We start from the raw sequence: 12,522 nt of genomic DNA, 5'->3' as shown, positions 1-12,522 counted from the left end.
TATACAACAATATGTAGCCGCTGGCACGACTACTCAAGATGGAGCGACGTTTTTTGATATAGTTCTATTATTTTAACACCGACCTAACATCAGCGCAATTTAAACTTTTTAATACCTCTGATAAGAATTGCTTTGCAGTACAGCTTTAGTGTATTGACGTTTAAAAACATCTCTTTTTCGAATAATTATACACATTTTATAGCAGAGCACAACTGATTTTAATTGCTGATAAAAGAAAATCGTTCCATATCCAGCCTACGTTTGACCATATTTTCGCAATTTTCATGCTTCAGCTTCCAATATAACTTTCTATTTTCATACTATTGAATACAAAATGGCCTGCAGCTTAATTTCGCGCCGCAGGCCATTTGTACTATTTGACTACTATATTGCATAATTTCGATACATATGCTTTAACTTTTTTTTGCAGAAAGTTGTGCGAATTGTCGTCTTGCTTCATTAAATATTATACGGTCAAAGGCTGACCGCTTTCGGCAACTTCAGCTTCTCTCTTAGTACGTCGGCCGTTCAGGAGGAAGTACGTTAGCGTAAGCAACACAGATATAGCTGCATAGACGCTCAATATTTCAGCCTGATGCCACATCACATTGAAGTTACCGCTGGAGACAACGGCTCTGAGACCCATAATGCTGTGTGTCATTGGTAGCCACTGACTAATGGATTGCAGCCATGAAGGAATCAGTTCTACCGGGAATGTACCCGCACTTCCTGCAAGCTGGAAGACCAATAACAAGATGATTACATAACGTCCAGGCAGATCTAGCCAAGTAACCAGCGCCTGAACGATCAGCATGAAGGTTAGACCCGTTATAATCGTAAACAGATAAAACAGTCCTGTACTATGTGTCTCTAGTCCGAGACCGTATAGCATAAAGCTTGCTACAATAACCGACTGGAAGATGCTCACCGAACCAAATATCAGTGTGCGGCTTACGAAACGATTCCAGCCTGTTGCTCCAGGTACAGACGTTTCACGCATTTTCAGAACGATGGTAGAGATCAGTGATCCTACAAACAGACCGATGGACAGGAAAAATGGTGTCATGCCTGTTCCGTAATTACTTACGTTCTCTGCCTTGTTCTCGGAAGAGCTAACCGGTTCTGCAAACATATTGACAACTTCATCTGTTTTCTTCACTTTGGATGTTTTCTGAGCAGCATCTTTAAGCTTCGTTGCCAGTTCACCAGAACCGTCTTTCAGTTCTGTAAGACCATTAGCAAGTTTACCAGCTCCGTCACCCAGTTGCTTGGAACCATCAGCCAGAGATGAAACACCGCCGCTAAGTTTACCAACACCTGTCTGCAATGCTGCTGTACCTGTACCTAGCTGTTTCGCACCAGTTGCCAGTTGTGTACCGCCTGTAGCTGCTTCACCTAATTTGCTACTGAATTGTTGCAAGCCGCCTGAGAGTTTGGCTCCGCCCTGACTAAGCTGTCCAGCACCTGCAAGCAGTTGCTTCTGTCCATCAACCAGTTGACTTGCACCTGCAAGCAGTTGTTGTTGGCCTCCATGCAGTTCAGTTGCGCCAGCAGCCAGCTGCTGATTACCTTGGTGGAGTTGATCCGCGCCTTGTGCCAGCTTCTGCTCGCTCTCATGTAGCTGTGTACTGCCATCAGCAACAGCCTGACTCGCTGCTATCAACTTTTGAACATCGGCGCTTGCTGCCAGTTCCGGGTTGCTTGCGGCCAATTGTTTCAATCCGGCTGCTACTCCCTGTGCGCCATCGGCAACTTTACTGCTACCATCCACAGCGGATTGCAGACCGGTTGCCAATGTCCCACTGCCCTGAACTGCCGATTGCAGACCGTCAGACAGCTTCGCACTGCCTTGTTCGGATGATTGCAGACCTGCTTGTAGCTTGTTTGTGCCATCCAATGAAGATTGCAGGCCGGAGGCCAGCTTGTCGCTTCCTTCTTTCAACTGGTCAGCACCACTTTGAAGCTGCCCAGTAGCTGCTTCATGAAGTTGCTGTAAACCTGAAACTAGACTTGTCGTTCCATTTTCAAGTTTGGAAGCTCCATTATGCAGCGCAGTAACTCCGTCACTTAACGGAGCTAGTCCATCCTGAAGTTTCAACGTGCCGGATGCAAGTTTAGCCAGATTATCTTTAAGTTTCACAGCACCGTCGTCGAGTTTTCCAGCACCGGTCTTCAAATCTCCGGCACCGTCGCCTGCTTCAGCCAAGCCATCCGACACTTCGGAGAACTTATCTAACAGCGTCTCTGCATAAGACTCTGTAACTTTGGCCGAAACTTTAGCCTTCAGATCTTTAATTGCCGTTTTACCGATTTGCGCACCTACAAAGTTGTAATTACCGTTCGGCTCATAGATCAAGTCCGCTGGTGCAGGCTTATCATCCAGCAATGTTGTGGCTTGGGACGAGAAGTTCTCTGGAATCGTAATCTGCATGTAATACTTGTCGTTTTGCATGCCGTCCTTTGCCTGAGCAGCACCCACAAAGTCCCATTTAAAATCTTTATTTTTCTTCAGTTCGTCAATAAGGTCTTTACCTACATGAAGTGACTTCCCTTCCAGTTCGGCTCCTTTATCAAGGTTAACTACGGCTACCGGGAGTTTATCAACACGACCGTATGGGTCCCAGTAAGCCGCCAAATAAATGCCGCTGTACAGGATCGGTATAAATAATATCGCAATTACAGGGATCAACACCTTCGGGTTTCTCACGGCTGATCCCAAATCCTTGAAAAACACGTTTAATGATTTCATGTCATTTTCTCCCCTTAATCTCTCTGCTAGACAGCAGGAATAACCAATATGAAAACAGAATGAAAAACTCTGGTATTTTTACCGAAATACGTGATGACCAAATCTCTCAAACGGTCAGTTGAGAGCAAAAAACAAACTTGTCTTTCGACAAGCAAGTTTCAATCAACAGAACTGATCGCAGCTATGCCTTCCATTAAGAAAAGACGAAAGTAGTTCTTGATTTCCTCTTTGCTAAGCGGATCATGATGTTTACTCCAGTCCGAAGTTAATGCAATATACAATCGAATCATCATAAAAGCAACAACTTGCGGATCGCAATCGCGTATTTCTCCCCCAGCTCTGGCTTTCTCCAGTTCACGGGACAGAAAATCGGAAATGACCTTCTCGACTTTTTCCAGACCTTCTTTGGCCTGTAACGTTCCAAAATCCTTCAACTCCTGTGACAACTTCACGAGCAACTCGTGATCACGGCGGAATTCCAACAGCGCATCGAGCACACGAAACAGATTATCAAAAAAAGCACTTTCCTGATGCACTTCACGCTGCGCAATGTTTTTCATCTCCTGTATGACTTCCACCAGGATTTGATCAAACAGCTGTTCTTTATTGGTGAAAAAGGTGTAGATCGTGCCTTTGCCTACATTGGCGATCTTGGCTACTTGATCCATCGTAGTCGCTTTGTATCCAAACATGGCAAACGACTGGGCGGCTGCATGAATCACCTGCTGTCTCCTGTCGATCGGAGCCATTTTATCCCCTCCTTGCTTCATATAATGTGACGGGTAATTCCATCGCTCTCTATAAAATGACCAAAAATACAAATTGGTCATTCGGTCAAAAACTACAATATCACCTTGAAAATAAGAATGCAAGCCTAACAATAAAAAAATGTATTAATATTTTTTAACCGAAATGCAGTGGAAACTGTCAGCGTCGTCGTCTATAGTGTAAGATGACTCAAACAATCCGCATATAACTGAAGTTTGTTGTATCAAATCAGGTTATACGGTGTAAATATTTTTGGATGAAACATGATTCCGTGTTTTGCTGTATATTCATTAGTAACAAACCTAGCATAACTGTCCCTACTTAAAACGTACGAAACTGTTCTCATTCAAATTTTAATTTTAACTCAAACTTATGAATAAAGGTGAACTCATGCGAAAACCAAGAGTGCTCTTATTATCAGAAGGATTCGGTACTGGTCATACACAGGCGGCTCATGCTCTGGCACATGGCATCAAAAAAGTAAGTCCTCATGTTCACAGTCGTGTTATTGAACTTGGGAAATTTTTGAATCCTACCGTCGCTCCACTGATCTTTTCTGCATATCGAAAGACACTATCGGTTCAACCCAAACTTGTCAGCCTGTTGTACCGCACACAGTACAACAAATCTTTAAACGGCTTAACCAAACTGGCGTTGCACCGTATCTTCTATACCCAGACGGCGCAGGTCGTATCCCAGTTGAAGCCGGATATTGTAATCTGTACCCATCCGTTTCCTAATGCGGTTATTTCCAGACTTAAACGTCAAGGACTGAATATTCCGCTTTACACGTTGATCACTGATTATGACGTACATGGAACGTGGATTAACCCTGAGGTAAACAAATATCTCGTATCCACTCCGCAAGTTAAAGCCCTGTTAGAGATTCGGGGGGTTCCTTCCTCGCAGATCCAGATTACAGGTATTCCTGTGCATCCGGATTTTTGGGAGTCCGGGGATAAGGTCAAGCTCAGAGAAGAGATGGGACTGCAGAATATGCCAACAGCTCTGCTTATGGGGGGAGGTTGGGGGCTTTCTTTTGACGAGGAACATATGAAAACTCTCGCATCCTGGGCAGACCGGGTTCAATTAATCTTCTGCCTCGGAAGCAACCAAAAGATGATCGACAAAATGAAAGAAATTCCTTGCTTCCAGCATCCCAACATCCGTATTCTGGGATACACGAAGGAAGTCAGCAGACTCATGGATGTTTCAGACGTCCTGATCACCAAGCCAGGAGGCATGACATGTACGGAAGCGATGGCTAAAGGCCTTCCGATGCTGTTTATCCCTCCACTGCCAGGACAGGAAGAGGAGAACTGTGAATATTTTGTACAAGCCGGATATGGAGAGATCATTCACTCTAAGGATGTCATAACGAATCGATTCCGGGAGTTGTCTGAAAATCAGCACAAGCAAGGTAGTCTACCTAAGAAGAACAAAAGGTATATAACAGGACATTCACCAGCTTATGATCCAACCTGTTGTGCTCAAGCTGTTCACGATTTACTCTTCCCTGCAACAACAGAAGTTACAACTACGTCTCTAGAGCGTTTCTCAGCGGGCATTACAAGCAGACCTTTGTCTGGTACCAGACTGCCTTTATAATCCCTCTAAGGAGCCTTAGGATCGGTCTCAGGACGCAATATTCAACACACGATCAATCAAGTGCTTAAACGAATACGAAAAAGCAAAAAAGGTTCCCCTTCAGAAAATGAAAGGGAACCTTTTTTATTTCTATTGCATTTCATCGTATGATCTACCAAAAAAATGGGTAAATTACAATCAAAGATACTTAAAAAAACGACGAAATAAAACTGCGTTTTTACATGATTCAGGGTTTATGTGACACTCACATTGTTAACTACCCTGCCTGTTTGCAGAATTTTAAGGTGCTTTACTTGTAAAAAGTATGATGCCCAATCGTTTTTACTTCCTTCTTCGTACGAGCCACTGTCAGATCATCAGCAAGCGTCAAAGATAAAAAATAATACGTATCATCAGACACTTCCTTCTGGCCGTTCAGCGCAGCATTCACAGCTTTGATGCTATCTTCATTCGGGGTTACCCGTTTTAGTCGTCCATTCGCCACAGGGCTGAACTGTGATTTTTGATGGATGACCTTGTAAATGGTATCGGGAAAATTGGCTGACCGCAGCCGGTTTAAGACAACGTTGGCAACTGCCACTTTGCCTTTGTACGGTTCGCCTTCCGCTTCTGCCATGACAATTTTTTGTAGCAGATGCAGCTCTTTATCGGACACACTGTAAGACCAGGTTGCGAGTTTCGCATCTTCCTGATTCAAAAGTTTGGTCCGCGTAAAGTAAAGTTGTTGGGGGGGAGTTGACATCGCAGCCGCCGCTTTGGCATGTTCCATTTTAGCCAATTTCAGAGCAGCTTCTTTTTTGGCTTTGGCTGTAGCGATAGCTTGGGCTTTTTGTTTAGCCGCAGCTTCCTGTTGCTCGCGCTCTTCCTGAGCAGTCAAAAGCCAGTTTTTTGCTGGCAAAGCATTAGTCCATGTTACGGATTGTCCAGACGTGTCAGAAGATAGACTTGTCCCATCTTCCATCATTCGCCTCTGGTCTTGCGGCAATGATGGGCTGTTATGCGCCGAAGACGCAAGCTCCGTCATCTGTTTACTATCACTCGCTTCATTCCATTTCCCCGTCGCCTGAACGACATTTACCCCCACTATACATACAAGCAGCACTGATAACATCGGTGCTACCCAACGATTCTTGCTTATAATTTCCATTCGAAGATTCCTCCTATCGAAACAATTCCCTAATCTTAGTAACCAAAAAAAAAGAATTTGAATAACGATGGCTAATATTACATAGGGATAAACACAATGTCAATGTGAGTTTATGGTATTAAAAAGTTTTTCAGGAAAATGAAAACGTATCCACTGTCTCATACATTGGCGTTTGTCCAAGCCTTGTCACATAAAGTACAAAACCGTCTACTGACCATGAATTTCCATGAGAAGCATGTTCTGTAACGATTTCGGAAACTCCGGAATGATCCATACCAGGAAGCGATCCAAGATATTTTCTGGCTACAGTAACATGTGGACGGTAAGGTCTTAACTCGGCTTCAAAACCCAGATCTTTTGTAGCCTCTACAATTTTTTGCTGTAAGTGATGTAATCGCTCTACATCTCCGTTAACACCTCTCCAGAGAACTTTCGGTGTTTTCTCCAGACCAAACGTTCCCCATTCCGATAGCTGCAGGTCAAACGTATGAAAATCAGCGGCTACGTTGTGCAAAGCTACTCGAAGATGACCGACATCACTCATCAACGTATCCCCCAGGAATTGCAAGGTAATATGATAGTCTCTTTGGTCAGTCCACTTACGAAAATCAAGCTTGTTCCGTATTAGCTTGGCCTGCATATGAAGAAACTGCTGAACAGATTCAGGCAGACGCACAGCAATAAACAGACGTTCCCGTCTGGATGCATGTTCTTGAAGTTTTGGGGCATTCATTGCATACACCTCTCTAAAGTTCGCTCTATTATTCCATAACTATGCATATCATTTCAAGCTGGGTAAACATAGAGTGACACACAATATAGATTTTGCATATCAGACTCCGTTCCTGAATTTTCCATTTACATGCACAGGATACACTGAATCTGATACACTTGACAAGACTAATTCATCGATCTCAGGAGGCACACACATTATGAGTAAAATCGTATGTTTTCCATCTCTATCCGAAGAACAACAGCAACAGATCCAGCAGGCTGCGCCAGGATACACGATCAAAGTGGGTAAAGCCAAGGATCTGGATCCGAGCGAATTAAAAGAAGCCGAAATTATACTGGGCTGGTCTCCTCTTGTAACTGAACATGCTCTGCATCAGGACAGCCCTTTGAAATGGATTCAGGTCTGGTCAGCCGGTGTAGATAATCTCCCATTCGCGGAGCTACAACAAAAAAATATTCAGGTGACCAGTGCCAACGGCGTTCATGCCATTCCCATTACAGAAATCATTCTGGGCATGATGTTATCCCACAGTCGCTGGCTAAGACAAGCTATGCTGTATCAGCAGCAGGCTGAATGGAAGAATCCCGGCAAAGCACTGTCAGAGTTACATGGTAAGACAGCTGTTATCGTCGGAGTCGGCGAGATTGGGACCGAAACAGCCCGTGTATTAAAAGCACTAGGCATGCGTACAATTGGAGTACGACGCTCAGGAAAAGACGTGCCCCATGTTGACCGTATGTATGATATGTCTGGACTGCATGAAGCTCTAAGCCAAGGTGACTATGTGATTAACATTCTGCCATTGACCGATGAAACCCGGCATATTTACGATCAGAATACCTTTAACCATTTCAAGACTGATGCGTGTTTTGTCAATGTAGGTCGTGGCCCTAGCGTAAACACGGAGGCATTGCTGGCCGCCTTGCAAAGCGACAAAATTGCCTTCGCTGCTCTGGATGTATTCGAAGAGGAACCCCTTCCAGCAAACCACCCGCTATGGGGCATGGATAATGTGTTAATTACACCTCACATTGCAGGAAGCACAGAACAATATACGCAGCGCGCTCTCGATATTTTCATCAAAAATCTGGAAGCCTACGTTGCGGGTAAAACTCTTCCGCTCAATCTTGTCGATTATAGTCATAAATATTAACACAAACACCCGTTCCCATGCAACTTGTCAAAATGATGTTTGATCATTCTGGATGAATTCTGAACAAAAACACTCCACGAAGGATTCTTTCTTCCTTCGTGGAGTGTTTATTATGCACTCTAACGTATAATTACATGCACATCCAGATCATCACATACACACCCAGACATGACGTACAAATGTGCCTTTACGCACCGTTATGTACTTTTCTATCGTCCATCCGGATTCCAGCAAGTGAGCCTGTACCCACTCTGTGGAAACGACGATAGCTCGTTTGCATAACTTGCGTAATTTCTGGAGCATCTCTCGCTGTTCTTGATCGGGAAGAACCGAACAAAGATTATAGGGCATGTCGAAAATTGCCGAATCATACTCACCTTCCAGATCCCTCATGTCTCCCAAAGTAATTCGATTGGCGTCATACCCGAAATGAGGTAGATTAACTTTTGCTCCGCGCACAGCAAGTGCATTAAGATCATTGCCTACTGCATCAATTCCCATGGATAAAGCTTCAATGACCACCGTTCCCATTCCACAGCATGGATCCAGCAAACGATGATTTTCCGTCTCTGGAACAGCAACGTTCACCAGCGCCCTTGCTAAGGTTACACCGAAGCCTGTGGAGTAGTTTTGCGGCTTCTGCTGATGGTTTTGCCACGATTTTTCCGCTTCTGTCCACTGACCCAAGATCCATTTTAGACCTATTTTAATTAGTCCGAAAGTCACTTTAGGTTGTTTCATCTGCGCTTTTCCATGGATGCACATCCCGACTTCTTTTTCAAACTTCCGTGCCTGAGCATAGTCAGGTGGCGTATCTCCTGCTTTTAGACAAACTACCTTAAATGTCTCATCCTGCTGCAAACGAATGTTTCGAGCTATAGGGAGCAGCTCCGTAATCGAGTCTCCTTCACCCAATACATTCAGCCGTCCATGCATAAATGGACTTCTTCCCGGCGGGATACACCGCTCAGACCTAATATAAGAACCACTGGTAATGCGTATTTCTGAATCCAACTTAAGCAATGTACTCAATTCAAGATGGCATAACTCACGTTCATTTTCATGACAGGCAAAGATGTATATATATGTAGCTGCCATCATAATCATCCTCATTTCTTGGTTCTACTTTTCAAGTTTAAATCAAAAAAATAAGGGATTCCATTGCTGGATATCCCTTTCAACTTTAATTTTAGGACCTGGTCTTAAACTCGAAATCCGACCACACATCCACCTTTTCAAACAATCGTTTTACCCTGTTTCTTCTATTATAAAGAACGGCTTATACTTTTAATTTTTCAATGGATGTGAGCAGATCGTCAGACAGTTCCTTCAACGTTTGAATATTACTGCTGATGGTCTCCATAGAACCGACTTGTTCCTCAGCCGAAGCAGAGACTTCCTCCACACTGGCCGCCGATTGTTGAGACACTGCAGAAATCTGCTGACTGAAGTCATTCATCAGGCCACTGCTCTGTTCCATACCTGAAAGCCCTTCCGACATCGTGCCAATTACCTCTACCATGCCTTCTACGGATGTGTTGATGGTTCTGAACAACTTACCTGACGTAAGCATACGCTCCTGCCCTAATTCCGTTTCTTGAACGCCAACACGTAGCTCATTTACTACACCCTGTGAATCTTGCTGGATATCCTGAGTGATGGTCGTAATTTCTTCAACGGAAGCTTGGACAGCTTCTGACAATTTCCGGACCTCCGATGCTACAACAGCAAAACCGCGTCCACTCTCTCCAGCCCGTGCAGCTTCAATCGATGCATTCAACGCGAGTAAGTTGGTTTGGCGAGCAATGTCGTGAATCACCAAAACCAGCTTGGAAATGTCTTCATTTTTACGGTTTAGCTCCTCCATCTTGCTCATTGAGGACGATACCGAGCTGGCAATCTGTTGCATCTGTTGCACGGATTCTTCCATGGATTTGCGGCCGCTCTGTCCCTGCTCCAACACTTGATTGGACATCATACGAAGCTGATTTCCCTGTTCCGCATGCTGCTGAATATGATTATTCAAATCTTCCACTGTGCGAGCCGACTCCACAGCGGTCTGAGCCTGACTCTCAGCCGCCTTAGCCGATTCCTCCATTGTGATCGCAATTTGCTGACTGCCGATCTTCACTTCTTCCGAAGCAATGGCCAGTTCGCTACTCTGACGATTCACCGATTCAGCTACACGCCTTACATTGATCACCATCGAGGTCAGGTTACCTTTCATCTCATTGACTGCTTTCGCCAGGGCGCCCACTTCATCTTCATGTTTGGTATGTACATCCTGCACGTTTAATTGACCTTCCGCGATCAATTTAACAGCACTGATGACACGAAGCAACGGTTTAACCACCTGTGTGCGGATGATTGGAACAAATATGGCGGTAATGATAATCATCGCAAGCACACCTATGAGCACAGACAACCTGCCATCTTGAACAGAACGAATGGTTTGAGATGCCGAAATATCGGATTGCTGCTGGTTGTAATTGACGAGATAATCCAGATCAACCTGCATCAAATCAAACGAAGCAGATCCTTTGTCAGCTACTTCTTTGGCAAGCTGAGTCTGCCCTTCGTCACTAACCCGAATGGCTTGTGCATTCATTTTAAGATAGTCTTCCCATTTACTCTTAAACGCTGTCCAGTGCTCATTCTCTTCCTCAGACTTTGCCTGTTTATCATAAATTGCAATCGTCTGAGCCGTTTCACGAATATACTTGGTGCGCTCTTCGTTAAGTTTGGACTTGTCCGCTTCCTCAGCGTCAAAGTAACGATAACTCAGTGACAAAACATGTTCGGTTGAATAATTTAATTGGTTGATCTTCTGGATCGAAGGCATCCAATTACCTGTAATGTCATTTGTGTTAGTCTCAATTGAATTCATCCGGCCAATGATGGTAACACTCAGAATAATTAAACAGAGGATTAACAGATAAAATGCGATGCTGATACGCAGACCGATGCTCTTGATTTTAAATCGGCTAAACATATAATTTCCCCCTCATGACAACTTTCGCCACATTTACAATTTAGTACTTTTCTAGCAAATAAACCCATCTATTAGCCCCTTGCAAATTACACTCTTCTATATTTATCTGCATTATAGCGATAAAGTATTATAGCATTCTTTTGTCGGTAAACGCTGTAATCTATGAAATTTTGTTGAACTTTATCGAATTAAAAATGAGCTGCAACATCTGTATGATTCAGATCTGCAGCTCATCACCATCTTAACATCACCTAACACTTGATTAGGCAATTTTAGATTCACTTTGTCCCTTAACTCATTCTAGATTTTAACAAGCGGTAGGACTCCAGCCTGCATTCATAATCAGGACCACCCGTTACCACGAGGATCCGGTTGGTATCCAGCCTCTGCCCTACTTGCCGAATGTACTGCCATACTTGTTCGGGTGTGCCAGCAACATGCCGCTTCACCTCGTTGTCCTCTTTATGGACAGAAATACTCTGAGGCTTATCCTTGACGCTACCCACGTTGGTATCTCGCTCATTTGTGTGCTCTTCACGACTTTCCTGGCGCTGGTTCTCAATCTCACGACTCCACCTTAAAGCATCGTTCTCCGTTGCCGCACACATTGCACTGAGCGCCACCATCACTTCTGGTTCCTTCAGCCCAACACTAGGCACGAATTCCTCACGATAGCGACGTACAGCCTGGGTTCCATCCGAATCACTCAGGAACTGTCCAAAAACATAACCCATACCAAACTTCGCAGCATATGCTGCGCTTTTGACATTGGTCCCTAGCATCCATAAGGATAATGGAATTTCTGGAACTGGACGCGCTGTAACCGGAACATCCTCATACGTAAAACGGTCTTCCAGCAATTCGGTAAGCGAAGCCAGTTTGGCGGGAAGGTTCGAGACATGTTGCAAATAATTGCCACTGAGGGCCATCGTTGCATGAGGTCCTCCGCCAGGAGCCCGTCCTAACCCGAGCTCGATCCGTCCCGGATAGAGTGAAGCCAGCAGACGGAACGACTCTGCAACCTTGAGTGGACTATAATGCGGAAGCAGAACAGCTCCCGACCCAAGCAGAATGGTATCTGTCTTTGCACCAATATGAGATAGCAACACCTCAGGAGAAGCCGAAGCAAGTTCAGGCATATCATGATGCTCAGACGTCCAATATCGTGTGTAACCCCATGCTTCAGCTTGTTGAGCCAAAAGCACTGCTTGCTGAAGAGCATGCTCAGCGGATGCACCATTCAGTCTAGGAACGAGATCCAGCACGCCGAGACTGAATTTTTCTCCAGAGCAATCTTGTGTGCTGGCACCTAAGCTCTCAGTAAAGGTTTCACTTAAATTTGCAACCACACTGTACAACTCCTTTGATC

At 44.5% G+C, this 12,522-nt stretch carries 9 protein-coding genes; 2 read left to right on the top strand and 7 right to left on the bottom strand.

The features are described 5' to 3' along the window. Positions 1–466: 466 nt before the first annotated feature. Positions 467–2,749 carry a YhgE/Pip family protein gene (locus H7T88_RS07195; protein ID WP_221787812.1) on the bottom strand — a complete coding sequence of 761 codons (2,283 nt, stop codon included), beginning with the start codon at positions 2,747–2,749 and terminating at the stop codon, positions 467–469. 158 nt (positions 2,750–2,907) lie between these two features. Beyond that, positions 2,908–3,498, bottom strand: coding sequence for a TetR/AcrR family transcriptional regulator (locus H7T88_RS07190; RefSeq protein ID WP_090918298.1), 591 nt, complete (start codon positions 3,496–3,498; stop codon positions 2,908–2,910). 409 nt (positions 3,499–3,907) lie between these two features. Here H7T88_RS07190 and H7T88_RS07185 point away from each other — a divergent pair, with 409 nt between their 5' ends. Next, entirely contained in the window at positions 3,908–5,125 is a 1,218-nt protein-coding gene (locus H7T88_RS07185) for an MGDG synthase family glycosyltransferase (protein ID WP_154958554.1), read from the top strand. Positions 5,126–5,414: 289 nt separating this feature from the next. On the opposite strand, the gene H7T88_RS07180 is transcribed toward H7T88_RS07185, so the two are convergent. Further along, positions 5,415–6,272, bottom strand: a complete 858-nt coding sequence (locus H7T88_RS07180) for a cell wall hydrolase (RefSeq protein ID WP_221787810.1) — start codon at positions 6,270–6,272, stop codon at positions 5,415–5,417. A 130-nt stretch (positions 6,273–6,402) separates the two neighbouring features. Beyond that, positions 6,403–7,005, bottom strand: coding sequence for an RNA 2',3'-cyclic phosphodiesterase (gene thpR, locus H7T88_RS07175; protein WP_221787808.1), 603 nt, complete (start codon positions 7,003–7,005; stop codon positions 6,403–6,405). 199 nt (positions 7,006–7,204) lie between these two features. Between thpR and H7T88_RS07170 the strand changes: the two genes are divergently transcribed. Then, entirely contained in the window at positions 7,205–8,161 is a 957-nt protein-coding gene (locus H7T88_RS07170; protein WP_221787806.1) for a D-2-hydroxyacid dehydrogenase, read from the top strand. Between the two features lie 150 nt (positions 8,162–8,311). Here the strand turns inward: H7T88_RS07170 and H7T88_RS07165 are convergent, their stop codons facing one another. From H7T88_RS07165 to H7T88_RS07155, 3 genes are all read right to left on the bottom strand, one after another. Beyond that, positions 8,312–9,262: a TRM11 family SAM-dependent methyltransferase gene (locus tag H7T88_RS07165; RefSeq protein ID WP_260510767.1), complete on the bottom strand. Its 951-nt coding sequence runs from the start codon at positions 9,260–9,262 to the stop codon at positions 8,312–8,314. Between the two features lie 178 nt (positions 9,263–9,440). Then, complete coding sequence (locus H7T88_RS07160; protein WP_154890809.1) at positions 9,441–11,153, bottom strand: HAMP domain-containing methyl-accepting chemotaxis protein; 1,713 nt, start codon at positions 11,151–11,153, stop codon at positions 9,441–9,443. A gap of 290 nt (positions 11,154–11,443) precedes the next feature. Beyond that, positions 11,444–12,502: an MsnO8 family LLM class oxidoreductase gene (locus H7T88_RS07155; protein ID WP_221787803.1), complete on the bottom strand. Its 1,059-nt coding sequence runs from the start codon at positions 12,500–12,502 to the stop codon at positions 11,444–11,446. Positions 12,503–12,522: the final 20 nt, after the last annotated feature.

The organism is Paenibacillus cucumis (ex Kampfer et al. 2016) (genome assembly GCF_019748695.1).
In the GTDB taxonomy this organism is placed as follows: Bacteria; Bacillota; Bacilli; order Paenibacillales; family Paenibacillaceae; genus Paenibacillus; species Paenibacillus polysaccharolyticus.
This window is presented reverse-complemented; position numbering and strand designations above follow the sequence as displayed.